The following is a 16,133-nucleotide window of genomic DNA, read 5'->3' as shown; positions in this document are numbered from 1 at the left end:
AGCTTGGCGGTTTGTTTATTATTCTATAAGACATATCAGCATTTTAATATCTATATATGTTTTCTAAGTGTTGAAAGACCGTCTAACAAAAATAACCTTAAGGCACATTGAAGATCTGAAAGTGTATTGCTTGTCTGTTTTTACCCCTCTCTTTTTATCATTTAAGTTAAGGACTGACCTAAAATGCTTAATTTTGATGCCCAAGATATCTCTTTATTGCTGATGGCTATCCAGCGCTATAGAAATATTCAAGAAAGCAAACTTAAGGACTATGAATACCCAGAGGCTGACATTATTAAACGCAATGAAAGAATAAATCAACTTGACAGCTTAGAGGAGAAATTATTTGATTGGCTCAACCAGCTAGAAGATAAATAAGTCGCTAAAAACAAAAAAATGCTAAAAATTCACAAAAATAGCTTGCCAAGCTCAATAAAATCTATATAATACCCAACCACTGAGAAGCACTAACCCATTAAGCATCTTCAAGATGCAGAATGTATAAAATGGGGCTGTGGCGGAATTGGTAGACGCACCAGATTTAGGTTCTGGCGCCGAAAGGTGTGAGAGTTCGAGTCTCTCCAGCCCCACCATTTATAACATTGATTTTGTTAGTATTTCTCAAACCTAATTTGAAACCCGCTCTCTGTAGCGGGTTTTTTATTGCTTTTTCGTTTTTGTTAAATTTTCTATATCATTCAAAATAGACGACTGTTATTACATTATAATAAGAGTTTATAAGTTCTAAGTTAGCATTTTAAAAAAATCGAGTGAGTGGCTATGACCAATAATAAACAAATTAAAACAGAGCAAACTGATACGGATATAAAACGGCGCATCATACAAACTCATTTGCAAAAACTGCTTAAAACAGAGCCGACTTTGTATTATGCGTCAACCTCAGAAATTGCCCGAAACTTACACATGACCATTAAAGAGCACATGAATCGTATGCCTGTTGAAGAGCAAAGGTTGTTTAAAAACCTAACGATTGAAGACGTGGAAATGATGTTAAGCTTTCACTAATATAGGCTGTGATAAAATAGATAGGTTTTAATTGATAAGGTTTAAAAATGGGCAAGTTAAATATAGAGCGTAAACATAATCTAGGCATTGAAAAAACCAGAAGTTTGGTCGATAAATTAATGCCAATTGTTGAAAAAGACTATGGAATGACCTGTCATTTAAACAGACAAAATGACAGAGACATAGTGAGTATTAAACGCTCTGGTTTTGATGGCACCTTGGTTGCCACTGCTAATCATATTGAACTCAATGGTAAGGTTGGTTTTTTGCTCAGTGCCTTACTCCCTAAAATTAAAAGCACCATCGAAACAAACTTAGATGAGCTGATTGAAGCTTAGTACTCAACCTATTCTTAATAGCTTAATTTAATCATAAAGTATGAAAAAATACCGTGATAAATCTCAGCTCAATCACGGTATAAAAACAACTCATAAACCATTAAATAGAAGCTATTTTAGATTCTAAAGGCTGGAAATCTATCGTTAATCACTCTTTCTGCTTCAATCAAATTCATAATTTCATCAGCAATATTTTCAGAGAGCTCTAAATGGGTTGTAAAACCGACACATGACGCATTGATCTCACCGAGTACATATTTATCTTTACCATTCATTTTATCAGTATCTAGAATAAAATCAGCGGTCCAAATCAAGGGCAATGCATAACCGCCTAAGCGAGCTTGCAACATTGGAAGATTACTTTCCACATCATCCACCAGCTCCTGCCACTGTTCCGGTTTATCATAACGGTAGGTTGCACCTGAAAACAAAGTAGCCGAGAATGCATCGGCAGATTCATCGGGTTTTTTGTGCACAACTGACACTGCTTTGTCGCGCAGCATTAACACGCGAATCTCGCCTTCTTTAATGCGGGGTAAGAAAGGCATATCTAATACTAAGCCATTATCACCTTCAAGGTACTGATAACAGAACTCAATGAATTCGCCTAAGCTTTTATATTCAACATGGTTGTCACGTGCCTCAGTTAACTTTACCTCAGCATCTATTGGTATCTCGTCTACCCCTTCATACTCATTAGGCTCGACGAGTTGGACACGCCAAATACCTTCACCCGTTGAACCACGGTTTTGCTTTAAAACACGCTCACCTTTTGCCAAAGATTTAGGAAAACTGGATTTCAATTCATCATAGTCGTAATAACAAAACACATCCTCTGGCACTAATGCCGTACCTTTTAAGCGTTCAACCGAATCTTTTGCACCATAATTAAGCATGGCATCGGGATGTGGCAGGCCTTTAACCCCTTGGTGTACTAATTCTCGTAACATTTGGAAGTAGCCTGTTTCATCTTTAAGGTTACCTGGATTAATGCGGCTAACATAGGCATCTGCTTTATCTATCGTATATCGATATATCTCCCCACGATTTTCATCAGTGTAAAATATGACCTCTGCAGTCCAGCCACGTGACTGTAGGGATTGAATAATTGGATATGTATCACGGCGATAACCGTACTTACTTTTATCAGAGCCACCACGTGCTTCAAAGATAACCACATGTTTTTTCATGCTTAAACTCCTTATATAGTTTAACTGCTTATAATTATTCGTTTTTCTAATGCTTAATCTAGCGTTTTATAATACAAATCCACTCTTACTCTAATCAGCACTGATGTTTCGTACTCATATAAATAATATTTAACGCAACCCTCTAAACAGAGATTTGGCAGATACTATAAAATTAGCACAGATTTATGACACTGTTATGTGATATAGGTTATGTGATATAAGCTATGGGATATAAGCTATGGGATATAAGCTAGGCGATATGAGAAAAAAATGTAATAAGAGTAAGGTATCATTCACAAAAAGAAAAGGAGTGTAACTGACTTTAAGTTGCACCTCCCTATTCTATTAAAATATATTAAAACCATATTGTTACACTAGAATAGTCAAAGCTGCAAACCGCTAAACAATCCGCATTTAAACAACCAGTCCATTTTCTTCTAGATTTTTAAATACCTTGTATTCTACTTCTGTTGCATCGCCCTCATTATCAAAATGATAGGTGGCAGGCTGTTCTTTACTAATGAAATAAACAAAAATTGTTGCGTTCTGCCTTGATATTCTGCTGATATCTTGCAAGTTAATCGTATCATTTTTAATTACTAGAAACATAGTAAGCCTTTTGATGAATATACTTTTTATTAATTATTTAATTTTTTCTATACCTTTTTATTATAACTCAATTGACTAACAAGTGAGTCAAATGCCATTAAAAATTGAGACATTTGTTGAAATCTATATGCTGTATTCTTTGCTAAAACTTTATCTATAATAGGTTGAAATATTTGCCATTCATCTATCAATAAAGGGATTGCTTCTTGGCAATGCGCCATTGCCCACGCTCTAGATCTATCTTCTATTCTGTCCCTACTTTTAGAACCAATCGAGAAAGGTCTTTTTCCCATAAATATCTCAAATACCGTGACACCAAACGCATATATATCACTTTGGATGCTGATTTTATTATCTCGCCAACACTCTGGTGCTAGGTAAGCTGGTGTACCACGTAAACCCTCATGTTTGACCATACCAATACTATTGATTGGTAGTGCACAGCCAAAATCATTTAAGCAAACAGAAAAAGTAAACCCAGCGCCAGACCCAGATTCATGGCTTAAATCTTGAATCAAAAAGTTGCTAGGCTTAATATCTCCATGCACCCAACCAGCCTCATGTAATTTTGATAGCACTTTTGCTAAAGCCATAATAAGTGATAACTTTTGAGTATGAGTTAAAGTGTTATTGTTTAGATAGTCTTTCAAGCTACCTAATTTATAATACGGCATGACACAGATTGTCAGCTGCCACTGTTGCTGACTAAAGAGGATCTTTTTTTGTGAGCGGGATAGGATTGGTATGATGGCAAGGTCAGTATCCGTTTGCTTATTAACTTTTGCCAACTGCTCTAGATTTTTAAGCGCATTGAACAATCGGCAATCTGCCATACTGGATTTATGTACTAGTGACCACTTAATCATAACATACTGATGCTCAATACGGGCACTGCTCAGCCCCTCATAGCCACTTGAAATCAGCTCATTCAGATCAAAATTTGCGCTCTCAATGCTTAAACGACCATGCACTATATCCAAAAAACCATCGTTAGTAAGCTCAGCAGTTACCGCCTCTAATACCTGCTGAATCAATTTGTTGTGTGTCGCGTACGCTGACTGCTTAGTAATTATTTGACTGATTGTCATCGGCAATTATTCGCTCATTATTGGTGTTTTGCACAGTGTTCCTATCCTATGATTTTTACTTATCAGATGAGTTATATAGACATGTTCCACTATAAGTATTTACTTAAAAATTACAATTTTATTGCGTATTAATAATTGATCGTTATGGACCCTTTTTGATACCAACTTTAAATCATCTTGCATTGATAACTTATTACTGGCACTATTTTTTAAAAGCTTTTTTATATAAAAGTATTTTATAATTAAAACAATATCTATCATAAAAACAAAACGACAAACTTTCATTATTTACTAGATTGAACAACTATGCAAAACACAGAAAATACTATTCCTGTTAACGACCAACTCGTTTCGCTATTAGTGCAATACCTTCAGCAGAATATAACTCCTGAAGCACATATTGACCCGAATCAATTGGCTTACCGCTGGGTGGGCGGAACACAAGGCTCTCTTGAGCCAATTAATGTCAATTCATCACTAAGCTTGAATGACTTACTTGGTATTGACACTCAAAAAGCTAAAATCACTCAAAATACCAAGCAGTTTTTGGCAGGCTATCCTGCTAATCATGTATTAATGACAGGTACTCGCGGTGCTGGTAAATCCTCACTTATTCGTGCGTTATTAAATGAGTTTAAAGACCAAGGGCTGCGCATGATTGAGGTCGCACGAGATGACCTACAAATGCTAGATAAAATCCGTCGAGCGATTAGCGAGTTACCAGAAAACTCTACTTGCCGCTATATTGTGTACTGCGATGATTTGGCATTTAATGGGCAAGATGAGAACTATCGCACCCTAAAAAGTGTACTCGATGGCGCCCTTGATTCTGAACAGGATAAACTCTTGGTTTATGCTACCAGTAACCGTCGCCATTTAATGCCTCAGTTAATGAAAGACAACGTCAACATCTATGACGGTCAAACCGATGAGGTCAACCCGTACGAAACGATTGATGAGACCGTATCACTGTCTGATCGTTTTGGGTTGTGGCTATCGTTCTATCCTATGAACCAAGAGACTTACTTGAAGATTACCGCTCATTATCTACAAGCGGAAGGCATTAAATGGACGGATGACATACGTGCTGAGGCACTGAAGTGGTCATCAAGCCGTAGTGGCCGCTCGGGCCGAGTCGCCTATCAATTTTCCAGATATTGGGTGGGTCAATATTTATTAGCTAAAAACGATGCAGCCTTATAAGACCTCTAAGTACGATAAGAACTCTAAGCACGTTTAGACATTAAATAACGCTCTAATATAACGTTGTCCCGCTTGATAGCTTGCTCTTCAACCACGTTGAACCCTTGTTTTAAGAAAAAAGCATAGGCAAGCTTAGAGGCATGAACCCAAATATTTTTCACGCCGATACCCAGTCTATTGTCCACCCCCTCATCATACAATGCTTGAGCAACACCCCTTCTTTGATAATCTGGATGTACAAACAGCCCCTCGATATAACCACTCAATGGGTCATACTCTCCTAGCTGATTTTCATAAGTCAGATATTCAATGAAACCAACAACATCGCCTGACTCGTTCACCGCAACCAAGGGTTGGGTGCGGGTAAAACGCTCACACCAAAACGTTTCGGGTAGAGCTAAGCCTGTCTCAACGGTTGCCCACGCTTTTTTTTGAGCCTTAGAATAAACCGACTCATCAATCGCTAAAATCGACTGCTCAAATATTTCGACTAATTTAGGTAAATCCGTCTGTTTTCTATATCGAATCGTCATTGTCATAGGTTGCTCAGCCTCCGCCAGTCATATTTTGACAGTATTTATTATAGATTTAATAACTCGGCAATAGCTCAACACCATCTACACTAACTTCATACTGAGCAAAGTCTTGAGCCAGCCATAGACTTCCATTATAAAATTGCTCTACTTCCAAACGAATGTCCGCCATATTAGCCGTTTTGGAATCTGGATTATCAAAAGGTTGATAACGGGCGCTAAAATGCGTCAAAATTAAATTTGGTAAGTTCGCAGACTCTGCAAAGCTTGCAATACGTTTGGCCGTTGTATGCATAGGGTCAAAAGCATCCGTTCGTGACATGATCTTATCAGCAACTTGCTGGGTATAAGTGGCTTCGTGCACTAAAAGACTGGCATCTTGAACTGTATCTAAAAGTAGTTCTGGGTTGTCATTATCGCCTGCTACAACTATTTTTATTCGCTGAGTCATGCGATTGGTGTAATCAGCTGATTTTAACTGCTTCCCATTGTCTAAAATAACGTCCTGTCCTGCCTGTAACCTACCCCATGTAGCACTAGGTTCGATACCCTCATTTTTAAGCTTGTCAGTATCTAGTTTAATAGTTTGCACCGTTTGAATAATGTTGTAGGCATAGGAGGGTACTCGATGCGAAAGTTGAGTTACGTCGATATCAATCCGATGAGTCGCTGATAATTGTATGGTTACTAGTGAAGGAGCGCTTAATCTTTTGAGTTCACATAGACTTTCTGTACTTATAAATTCAATAGCAAAAGGCAGATGCAAGTCTGTAGCATGCTTAACGGCGTCAAGAAAATCTTCAATCGCTTTAGGCGCAATGAGAGTCAAAGGCTTTGTTCGTCCTGACATTGCCATGCTCGCCAGTAATCCTGGTAGACCGTAACAGTGATCTCCATGCACGTGGGTAATACAAATGACTGCTAGCTGATGACTACTAATATTGGTTTTAAGCAACTGATGTTGGGTGGCTTCCCCGCAATCAACCAATACCCAAGGCTTATTTGAGTTATTTGATTGCCCGCTCCTTGAGGTAAAGGGGTTTATACATTCAACCGCCAATGCCGTGACATTGCGCTGCTTGGTAGGGACGCCTGCTGAAGTACCTAAAAAAGTTAAATGTAACATGGTTATGACTCGTCTTTATGACGGCTAAAAGCCACCATTGTACAAGTTAAGCGTTGTGCATACTCGTTATCTTGATTGATTGTATCTACTTTTATGACCACTACCCCGCGATTAGGTTTAGAGCGCGACGACTTAATACTAATTACTTCTGCTTTAACCTGTATAGTCAGCGAACTACTAAACGGTTACGGCGTTAACCTCGTTAAGCCTACTCCAGTAGTACTTGCACTCGGTTGCCTTGTAACCATTTTAGACTTCTTTGACTATAGCGTGTCATTTGTATGTGTGGGTATCGGCTAGCTAATCTCTCCACCTGCACTAATTAATCCAGTCGCAATGGGAATGCTTTCTATCATAAGACACATGGTAATACTTGCGGTATGCCAGCCACTGGCTGCAAGACCCTTAAAAAAGTATCTTTCGCTGCTTCGTCATCTAAATGAAAAGGCTGCGGGTCATATCATACTGAATGGCATATGCTTTCATACCTACGCAAGTCACAGTATATTTTTTAATGGGCTATTTAGCACCTACGTTTATATCTTCCAAATACAATTCTTGCATACTTGATCCTTCGCTCTTATCACTTTGATGTTTACGATAGACCATCATATAGCAAAAAACCTTATGCAGTTTTTAAATCGCATAAGGCTTTGAAAACAAATAAAGTATTAAAAATCGAATCAGTTTAGTAGGACTATTTTCGACTTAGTCTAATCGTTTAATCGTCAAGTCGGCTAGTGCGGCAGCTTCCCGCATTACACTCACGTAAACGATCGTTTAAAAAGTTTACTCGGCTTGTGGTCATACTGGTTGCACAGTCCATATTTACTAAAAAGCTGTCATCTAAATATCGGCTACAGCTATCGTTACGATCGCGCATCCAGCTAAGCTGCCCTCGCTTTAATATTGCTCTCTGACTGCTATTCAACTGCTTTATTAATGCTCTATAACTGATATTAAGCTCCTTATCCGCTTCTTGGTATACTTTTGATAAGCAATATAGACCATCAAAATCGTTATTTGGGTTATCACAGTTTTGGTCTGCGAATGCAGATGTGGGTAATAAAATAGCGGATGATAATAGAACAAAAGAGGCGCTTAATAATACTTTTTTAAGGGTAATTAATAACATTGTTTGGCCTATATTTTTTAGTGAAGACAGTTATTAGTTGAGTAAACAGGTTCTAATTCTACTCAGATATTGAGAAGTATAGAGATATGGTAGATTTTATCATATGAATTATTAATATTAACTTAACAGTTATAGTTTGATTATCTGGCTATAGAATATCATAATCGCAGGCAAATTAAAGGTAATTGAGTTTATAACCACTAAAGCTAAGAGGCTTTAAAGCTAATAATCCCCCAAATTTAAGGATAATGAAATTAACAGACAACAAAAAGCCCTATATCATTGTTCATAATATAGGGCTTAGCATAATTAGGTTTTAAACAAAAAACGTAAATATTTTATATTAAGCATCGTAAGGATCACGTAATACGATAGTTTCATCACGATCTGGACCCGTTGAAATAATATCTACAGGGCAATCAATTAATTGCTCAATACGTTTAATATACGCTTTAGCTTCTTCTGGTAGATCATCATATTTAGTAACACCTACTGTTGACCCTTTCCAGCCTGGAAGCGTTTCATATCTCGGTGTTACCGACTCATAGAACTCACCATCATGCGCCCCAGCACATTCAGTTTCTGGTAAGTCATAGCCTACGCCGATACGGATTTCATCTAATCCATCAAGAACATCAAGCTTCGTTAAGCAGATTCCAGATAGTGAATTTAATACCACAGCACGGCGAAGGGCTTCAGCATCAAACCAACCACAACGACGAGCGCGGCCGGTCGTTGCGCCAAATTCATGACCTACTTTAGCCAAGTGCGCACCAACATCATCGAATAGCTCAGTTGGAAATGGACCACTACCCACACGCGTGGTATAAGCTTTAGTAATGCCAAGCACATAGTCTAAGTATAATGGGCCGATACCAGTACCTGTCGAGACACCACCAGCTGTCACACTGGAGCTAGTTACAAAGGGATAAGTACCGTGGTCAATGTCAAGTAGCGTACCTTGAGCCCCTTCAAACATTAGGTTTTTACCTGCTAGACGTAGCTGATTTAGCTCCTCGGTCACATCACAGATTAGATCTTTTAACTCATCTTTCCACTCTAGACATAGCGCCAAAGTCTCATCAAAATCAATGGCATCCACTTTGTAGTACTGGGTTAACTGGAAGTTATGATAGTCAATTAAGTTACGTAATTTTTCATCTAAATCATTACGAAACAGATCAGCAAGCTTAATGGCACGGCGAGCTACTTTGTCCTCATAGGCTGGACCGATACCGCGGCCTGTCGTACCAATTTTACCAGTACCACGCTTAGCTTCACGGGCTTGGTCGAGCGCAATGTGGTAAGGTAGAATTAGAGGACAATTTGGCGAGATTCTGAGACGTTCACGTACTGGCACATTATTGGCTTCTAGCTCTTTCATCTCAATGAGCAGTGCCTCTGGCGACAATACCACCCCATTACCGATAAAGCAGGTCACGCCTTCACGCAAAACACCTGATGGAATAAGATGCAGAACTGTTTTCTTACCGTCTACTACTAAAGTATGACCAGCGTTGTGACCACCTTGGAAACGCGCTACAGCAGACGCTTTTTCGGTAAGCAAATCCACAATCTTGCCTTTACCTTCATCGCCCCATTGGCTACCAAGTACTACAACATTCTTTCCCATAACAAATCCTTACCCACTCATATTGAACTATAAAAATAATCAGTATATCTAATCATTGTCATTAAGACATACTGCTCAGCCGTATGACTTAAAATGGCGTTCATCACTAAACTGCTTTTAAAACCCACTCGCCTGCATCTAAAATCAACTGGTCTGTTACATTATGTGGGACATCTTTTTCACTTAATGGACGCACCACTCTGTGACCCAAATCACGTAATTCACTAATTTTAGTGTCTAATTCTGTGCTTAGTTTGGTATTATTTTCAGCAAATACTTGTTGCATATCTTTAAAGCTTACCAACACCAACTTGGTTTTATTAATACTGATATAACGTTGTAAGCGAGTGACTTCTAAACTAAAGCCAGTTGCACTACGCGATGGTAGAGCTTCTGCAATAGTGGTTGGTGTATAACCAGCAGAATTAACATGCTCACCATTAAAACGACCACCTCTTGCCACTGCTTGTGATTCATTTTCAAAATAAGCATTAAATACGATGCCAGTATGATAATGATAGCCAAGGCCAGTGATATCAACACTGACGTTAACCTGATAGGTTTTCTGTATATGGGCAACCATAACCTGTACATCTTTGACAGCACTTTTGATCATCGCGTCGTTAACAGCGGTATCTGAGAGCGCTGTTTTTAATGCGGACATATCATGACCATAGACAGCCAATTGATAAAAATCATTGCCCATAGTCAAGCCTGCACACACTTGCTTTAGCTCTGGTAATGCTTTGTTGGCATACAAATCTATTATGACCGAGGCATCTTGATCAGATAAACCCGCCAACTCTTTTAAACGTGCAAAAATAGCCACATGACCAATATCAATATGCAAATGCTGCTTTAGATTTAAGCTGTCGATTAAACAGTACAGCACATCAATTAGCTCTATATCTGCATCTAAACTGTCACTACCAAATATCTCTGCACCCAATTGCAATGGCGTGCGTGAACCAAAAAGCCCATTGGGTAAGGTTCTAATAACATGACCTGCATAACAATAACGTGCGATCTCATCGGCTTTATTAAGTTTGTTTAAATGAGCGTCAATACGTAGAATTTGCGGGGTTATATCAGCACGTACACCCATGAGCCGGCCAGACAGCTGGTCAATAATTTTAAATGTTTGACGTTTTAAATCTTCAGATGCATTTCCTAATAAAGATTCGGTAAACTCAATCATTGGCGGGCAAATAAGCTCATAGCCTCGGCTAACTAATAATCGGGTAAGATTATAACGCAGCCACTCTTGCTTTTGTGCTTCCTCAGATAATAGATCGCTAACACCATCAGGCAATAACCAAATATTATCAATATCTGCTACATGGGATAGTTTATCGGAAGACTGAATTTGAGCTTTACTAGAAGAAATAGAACTATCAGACACAAGTAATCCTTGTTTGGGGGCGACAGTCACTGTACCAATAGAACCTGTACAAGCGGACACGCCATGACCAAATCTTTAGTTAAATTTAGTTAAAGTGTATTTGTACTCGTTAAAATGAAAAATATTGCGTTTACTATCACAATAGTTAGCCAGTTTAAGTTTACCCTTTGCCAGTTTAACTCTTATAGCTAAATTTCAACAGTGTAAAAAATGCTTTTTTTTGCGGCGGCTGTACGGTAACCCAGCTAACTTGACTACAACACTATTAGATAGAGTTAAATTTCAAGAGCTTTATAGCATTCACATCATGCATCATATAGGTACTGCTGAATTATATACAGTCCCTAAACAAGCCAGTGGTCTATTGTAATTAAGTCTAGCATAGCCCATAGCTTTCGACTAGAGAAACCCACAACTAATCTGAAATTTGATAACCATAACCAGGCTTTAAAAGCATAAGTTGTAAAACGTAAACTTATAGTCAAAGAAGTCTAAAATGGTTACAGGGCAACCGAGTGCAAGTACTACTGGAGTAGGCTTAACGAGGTTAACGCCGTAACCGTTTAGTAGTTCGCTGACTATACATACAGCTTTCCTATAATTTAATGATATAGCTAAGATAATCTAAAATAGTTATAACACAACCAAGTGCAGATAGTACCTTTATACAGCCAGCAAGGTTACTATGGTAACCGTTTACAATTACTTTAACAGTAAATGGTAGTTTTTAATAATTATGGGCAATATCGTCTTAATATCAACGCATGTGTTAATATTTTGACTTTAAATGCTGCCAAAAGTTTAACAACCCTTACACTAGAATTGAGAGAATAGCTTATGTCATTAAATCATCTTGACCTCGAGTCAAATCAAAGAAATGTTTTAGGCACTGCCCTAGCCAGCTGTTGTTTTAGCCCAGTTACTGGTTATTATCGTAACGGGTTTTGTCATACAGGACCGCAAGATATTGGTCAACATACGGTATGTGCAAAAATGACTAGTGAGTTTTTGAATTTTTCAGCCAAAACTGGCAATGACCTCATTACCCCCATCCCCGAATTTGGCTTCAATGGATTGCAACCGGGTGATTACTGGTGCATTTGCGCATTGCGCTGGCTGGATGCACTAGACCATAATATGGCACCACAAATTAAATTAGAGGCTTGTCATGAAAGCCTACTAGAATTGGTAGATATAGAGACTTTAAAACAGTATGCCCTATAAAAATAACGCCACATCGTATTATGAAAATCGTATTATTAAAATATAAGGTTACGTGTCATCAACCGTGGGTATATATTTTAGTGTCACGCTTTTTAGTGTTAAAAGGTCTCATAATCTAGTTTTGCCTTGTTCATTTGAGAGTTAATTGAGAGTCAATTATGCCAGAGCAAAAATCCTCCATACTCAGCCCCACCAGCATAAAAAAACCTAAGGGTTCAGTTAATGACCAAAAAATGTTCTTAGGTAATGAACAAGGGGTGCGCAAGTTCATGTCATCTACGATGCGCGTATATGACCCCGATGCCGAACGGGTGGAAGATTTTGAACGCTCAGGTATTAACGAGATAGTAAACTGTTGTGTCTATTCACGTAAAACAGGTGAGTTTATTGAGAAAATCGAGTTAGAGGATGTTAGTAAAAATTTAGCGGACGACAGTAATTTTGTATGGCTTGGACTTTATGACCCCAATATCGCGACCATTAAAACAGTTCAGCAGGCATTTGATATTCACGAATTGGCGCTGGAAGATGCCTTTAATGAAAGCCAACGCGCAAAAATTGAGAACTATGGAAATGATACGGTATTCGTGGTGGTGCGTACAGCACTTTTAGCTGACAACCATATCCATTATGGTACAACCTCAATGCTCATGGGTACTAACTACATCATCACTATTCGTACTGGAGCTTCACAATCTTTTGCACCCGTTAGAGCTTACTGCCACAAACGACCAGAGAAAATGCAGATGGGCCCAGTGTTTGTCATGCACGCAGTCCTAGATTATGTGGTGGACAGCTACCTCCCTATTACTGATAGTTTAGGCGAATATCTGCTTGAGCAAGAACGTAATATTTTCTCTTATGAATTTAGTAAAGAGACGCTTAAAAGCTTATATATGTTAAAGTCGCAACTGGTACATATGCGCGCGGTAATGATGCCAGTACAAGAGATTTGCAACTTTTTTATCAATCATAAAAAAAATGAACTTGTTTCCACTTTTCCTAGTACGGCAAAGCCTTATTTTCGCGATGTTAATGACCACCTGTTACGCGCAATTGATGCGGTAAATGGGCTAAATGAGATGTTAAGTGTGGCTATGGATACCTATATGGCCATGGTAAACATGGGACAAAACGAGGTAGTACGTAAGTTAGCTGCTTGGGCAGGTATTTTAGCAGTACCCACTGCGGTAGCAGGAATATATGGTATGAACTTTGATTTTATGCCTGAGCTACATTATGAGTACTCATATTTTATCGTCATTACCATTATTATTTCGACCTGTTTGATATTGTATCGTCAGTTCCGAAAATCTGGTTGGTTATAAAACCTTATCTTAGCATTTACCCTTATTTAGATTATGCCGACACACCCTGACTCTTGCTCTCGTAACGGCCTATTCGTTGCGTTTACTTGGGGCACCTTTATGAACATTATCCTCTGGACGACCAAACTGATACGCTGTCCAGCTCAGAAGAACAACGGCCAAACTCAATACAAAAATTGCAACGGTAATGGTCATTAGCAACCATAAATGGAAAGTATCTGACACAGCCTGCACATCTACAACTAAATGTCGCGATAAGGCGGTAATGGCAATATATATCAAAAACTGCACTGGCAGACGGTGAGTTTTGAAATAGATACCTATCATAGCAAGCAGTTCTAAATAAATAAACAGCATTAAAATGTCTTTAAGCTCTGCTTTACCGTTATGTAGAATACCAATAAACTCAGCGCCTGCCGCCCATATTACCACCACACCAATCAACAACAGGGCTAGATAATGACCGATATCTACCAATGTTACGCCTAACGCTTGTATTCGGTTATGCCACGCACTGTTATTATCCACGCACATCATCTCCTTCAGATCTGTATTGAATGAAGCCATGCTATGAAAACTTGCTTAGCTTTCTTCGTCCTCTTAGATGAGAAAAATAGATAAGCATAACCTATAAGCAAGACAGATAAGCGATAGTAGCTTTGCTAATATAATTAACTTGTATCATTATTAATTGCGCCATCGCTTATCTCTTCATTTAGCTTAGCGAGTAAAACATCTTACCTGCTTATCCTACCTGTCGTAATTAACTTTTTAATTACTGATTGGTCGCTTTCTCAGCCGCTTCTAAGGTTTGACGTATTAAAGTATTAATTGTCATTGGACCAACACCGCCTGGTACTGGGGTATAAGCTGAAGCGATTGACTCAATACCGGTTAGCTCAATATCGCCAACACCACCGTTGTCAGTAGGGTGGAAACCTGCATCTACCACAATAGCACCCGGTTTGATCCATTCTTTTTTAATAAGCTCTGGTACGCCTACAGCCCCAACAATAATATCAGCACGGCCGACATTCTCTGCTAAATTCTGAGTCTTTGAATGACAGATGGTTACGGTGCAGTTAGCGTTTAATAGCATTTGCGCCATTGGTTTACCTAAAATAGCACTGCGCCCCACCACGACCGCATTTTTACCTGAAAAATCAACACCATAGTGCTTAAGTAGATACATAATCCCCTGAGGTGTACAAGAACCATAAGCGGGCTCGCCCATGCTCATACGCCCAAAGCCCAATGACGTTACCCCATCTACATCTTTAGCTAAATCGATAGCATCAAAGCAAGCACGTTCATCAATTTGTTCTGGAACGGGATGTTGCAGTAAAATACCATGCACATCAGGGTTATTATTAAGCGCCTCAATTTTAGCCAATAACGCTTCAGTTGAAGTACTCTCTGGCATTTCAACTCGCATTGACTCCATACCGACTCGCTTACACGCATTACCTTTCATACGCACATAAGTGGCAGACGCTGGATCATCACCCACTAAAATAGTTGCTAAAATAGGTGTGCGGTTTGTTTTTTGCTTTAAAGCTGCCACGCGCACACTTAAGTCTTGTTCAATTTGTTGCGCTAAGGCTTTGCCATTTAACACTGTGGCCGTATTTACATCGGTCATGTAGAGCTCCAGATTTTAAATATTATTAATGGAAAATATTTCAATAAGCGTGTTCATTTAGCTGGATTCTAATTAAGTCTTTAAGTTTGAATCAACTAAGTATATTGTAACTGATGACAAGCAAATAATCAGAATGTGATACGTTTTGATAGTAAATTATCTGTATAATTAAATTGTCATTTAATTTTTTAATCACAAACTATGACTTCTTTTTTTATTTTTTAAATATAACTTGTATTTTAGTTTTTATTTGATATTATAGTTCACCTCAAATGGCTGGGTGGCAGAGTGGTTATGCAGCGGATTGCAAATCCGTGGACGCCGGTTCGATTCCGACCCCAGCCTCCAAATTATGTGTTGACGAATATTCGATTTATGATAATATACGCGCACTTGATGAGTTGTTAGAAACATTAAACAGCTTGTGATAAAAGTTTTGCCCGGGTGGTGAAATTGGTAGACACAAGGGATTTAAAATCCCTCGCTCTAACGAGCGTGCCGGTTCAAGTCCGGCTCCGGGTACCATATTCAAGAACAAAAGGCTTCCAAGCAATTGGAAGCCTTTTTTCTGTTTGAGGGTTTACGATATTCACAAAAAGCCTAAAAGATTGATTTTTAGGCCAGAATAGAGTGTTTAATAAGTCCATGCTAAACTT

17 protein-coding genes and 3 tRNA genes are annotated in these 16,133 nt (G+C 38.6%); 10 read left to right on the top strand and 10 right to left on the bottom strand.

Features of this window, described 5'->3' with window-relative positions; genetic code table 11:
- The first annotated feature begins 183 nt into the window (after positions 1-183).
- From AC2SLN_RS02150 to AC2SLN_RS02135, 4 genes are all read left to right on the top strand, one after another.
- Positions 184-378 (top strand): hypothetical protein, encoded by a 195-nt coding sequence (locus tag AC2SLN_RS02150; RefSeq protein WP_486549547.1) that lies wholly within the window; start codon positions 184-186, stop codon positions 376-378.
- A 130-nt stretch (positions 379-508) separates the two neighbouring features.
- A tRNA-Leu gene (locus AC2SLN_RS02145) sits at positions 509-593 on the top strand.
- A gap of 187 nt (positions 594-780) precedes the next feature.
- Positions 781-1,026, top strand: coding sequence for a hypothetical protein (locus AC2SLN_RS02140; protein ID WP_486549546.1), 246 nt, complete (start codon positions 781-783; stop codon positions 1,024-1,026).
- A 47-nt stretch (positions 1,027-1,073) separates the two neighbouring features.
- Positions 1,074-1,364: a polyhydroxyalkanoic acid system family protein gene (locus AC2SLN_RS02135; RefSeq protein WP_486549545.1), complete on the top strand. Its 291-nt coding sequence runs from the start codon at positions 1,074-1,076 to the stop codon at positions 1,362-1,364.
- Positions 1,365-1,480: 116 nt separating this feature from the next.
- On the opposite strand, the gene AC2SLN_RS02130 is transcribed toward AC2SLN_RS02135, so the two are convergent.
- The 3 genes from AC2SLN_RS02130 to AC2SLN_RS02120 all read right to left on the bottom strand — a co-directional run bounded on the left by AC2SLN_RS02130 (position 1,481) and on the right by AC2SLN_RS02120 (position 4,251).
- Complete coding sequence (locus AC2SLN_RS02130; RefSeq protein ID WP_486549544.1) at positions 1,481-2,554, bottom strand: Cj0069 family protein; 1,074 nt, start codon at positions 2,552-2,554, stop codon at positions 1,481-1,483.
- A 414-nt stretch (positions 2,555-2,968) separates the two neighbouring features.
- A complete protein-coding gene (locus AC2SLN_RS02125; protein WP_486530121.1) occupies positions 2,969-3,163 on the bottom strand; it encodes a hypothetical protein in 195 nt (64 codons plus the stop codon).
- A 47-nt stretch (positions 3,164-3,210) separates the two neighbouring features.
- Positions 3,211-4,251, bottom strand: a complete 1,041-nt coding sequence (locus AC2SLN_RS02120) for a protein kinase domain-containing protein (RefSeq protein WP_486549681.1) — start codon at positions 4,249-4,251, stop codon at positions 3,211-3,213.
- Between the two features lie 306 nt (positions 4,252-4,557).
- On the opposite strand from AC2SLN_RS02120, the gene AC2SLN_RS02115 reads away from it, so the two are divergent.
- On the top strand, positions 4,558-5,454 hold the full coding sequence (locus tag AC2SLN_RS02115) for an ATP-binding protein (RefSeq protein ID WP_486549543.1): 897 nt from the start codon (positions 4,558-4,560) through the stop codon (positions 5,452-5,454).
- Between the two features lie 23 nt (positions 5,455-5,477).
- Here AC2SLN_RS02115 and AC2SLN_RS02110 read toward each other — a convergent pair whose 3' ends face one another.
- Positions 5,478-5,993: a GNAT family N-acetyltransferase gene (locus AC2SLN_RS02110; RefSeq protein ID WP_486549542.1), complete on the bottom strand. Its 516-nt coding sequence runs from the start codon at positions 5,991-5,993 to the stop codon at positions 5,478-5,480.
- 49 nt (positions 5,994-6,042) lie between these two features.
- Positions 6,043-7,113 (bottom strand): ribonuclease Z, encoded by a 1,071-nt coding sequence (locus tag AC2SLN_RS02105; RefSeq protein WP_486549541.1) that lies wholly within the window; start codon positions 7,111-7,113, stop codon positions 6,043-6,045.
- 93 nt (positions 7,114-7,206) lie between these two features.
- Between AC2SLN_RS02105 and AC2SLN_RS02100 the strand changes: the two genes are divergently transcribed.
- Positions 7,207-7,413: a hypothetical protein gene (locus AC2SLN_RS02100; RefSeq protein ID WP_486549540.1), complete on the top strand. Its 207-nt coding sequence runs from the start codon at positions 7,207-7,209 to the stop codon at positions 7,411-7,413.
- A 421-nt stretch (positions 7,414-7,834) separates the two neighbouring features.
- Here the strand turns inward: AC2SLN_RS02100 and AC2SLN_RS02095 are convergent, their stop codons facing one another.
- The 3 genes from AC2SLN_RS02095 to AC2SLN_RS02085 all read right to left on the bottom strand — a co-directional run bounded on the left by AC2SLN_RS02095 (position 7,835) and on the right by AC2SLN_RS02085 (position 11,268).
- Complete coding sequence (locus AC2SLN_RS02095) at positions 7,835-8,248, bottom strand: lysozyme inhibitor LprI family protein (protein WP_486549539.1); 414 nt, start codon at positions 8,246-8,248, stop codon at positions 7,835-7,837.
- A gap of 343 nt (positions 8,249-8,591) precedes the next feature.
- Entirely contained in the window at positions 8,592-9,881 is a 1,290-nt protein-coding gene (locus AC2SLN_RS02090; RefSeq protein WP_486549538.1) for an adenylosuccinate synthase, read from the bottom strand.
- A 106-nt stretch (positions 9,882-9,987) separates the two neighbouring features.
- The gene (locus tag AC2SLN_RS02085; protein WP_486549679.1) at positions 9,988-11,268 is read right to left on the bottom strand and encodes an ATP phosphoribosyltransferase regulatory subunit; all 1,281 of its coding nucleotides are present in this window, start codon (positions 11,266-11,268) and stop codon (positions 9,988-9,990) included.
- 852 nt (positions 11,269-12,120) lie between these two features.
- Here AC2SLN_RS02085 and AC2SLN_RS02080 point away from each other — a divergent pair.
- Both AC2SLN_RS02080 and corA read left to right on the top strand, forming a co-directional pair.
- Positions 12,121-12,507 (top strand): DUF2237 family protein, encoded by a 387-nt coding sequence (locus tag AC2SLN_RS02080; RefSeq protein ID WP_486530128.1) that lies wholly within the window; start codon positions 12,121-12,123, stop codon positions 12,505-12,507.
- A 233-nt stretch (positions 12,508-12,740) separates the two neighbouring features.
- A complete protein-coding gene (gene corA, locus AC2SLN_RS02075; protein ID WP_486549677.1) occupies positions 12,741-13,835 on the top strand; it encodes a magnesium/cobalt transporter CorA in 1,095 nt (364 codons plus the stop codon).
- 69 nt (positions 13,836-13,904) lie between these two features.
- On the opposite strand, the gene AC2SLN_RS02070 is transcribed toward corA, so the two are convergent.
- On the bottom strand, positions 13,905-14,363 hold the full coding sequence (locus tag AC2SLN_RS02070) for a phosphate-starvation-inducible protein PsiE (protein WP_486549537.1): 459 nt from the start codon (positions 14,361-14,363) through the stop codon (positions 13,905-13,907).
- A gap of 247 nt (positions 14,364-14,610) precedes the next feature.
- On the bottom strand, positions 14,611-15,477 hold the full coding sequence (gene folD, locus AC2SLN_RS02065; RefSeq protein WP_486549536.1) for a bifunctional methylenetetrahydrofolate dehydrogenase/methenyltetrahydrofolate cyclohydrolase FolD: 867 nt from the start codon (positions 15,475-15,477) through the stop codon (positions 14,611-14,613).
- 274 nt (positions 15,478-15,751) lie between these two features.
- Between folD and AC2SLN_RS02060 the strand changes: the two genes are divergently transcribed.
- Together AC2SLN_RS02060 and AC2SLN_RS02055 are read left to right on the top strand one after the other, a co-directional pair.
- A tRNA-Cys gene (locus AC2SLN_RS02060) sits at positions 15,752-15,825 on the top strand.
- A gap of 90 nt (positions 15,826-15,915) precedes the next feature.
- A tRNA-Leu gene (locus AC2SLN_RS02055) sits at positions 15,916-16,002 on the top strand.
- Positions 16,003-16,133: the final 131 nt, after the last annotated feature.

The organism is Psychrobacter sp. CX90 (assembly GCF_057396305.2).
Note: the sequence above shows the minus strand (reverse complement) of the source record. Positions and strands in the feature narration are given on the sequence as shown.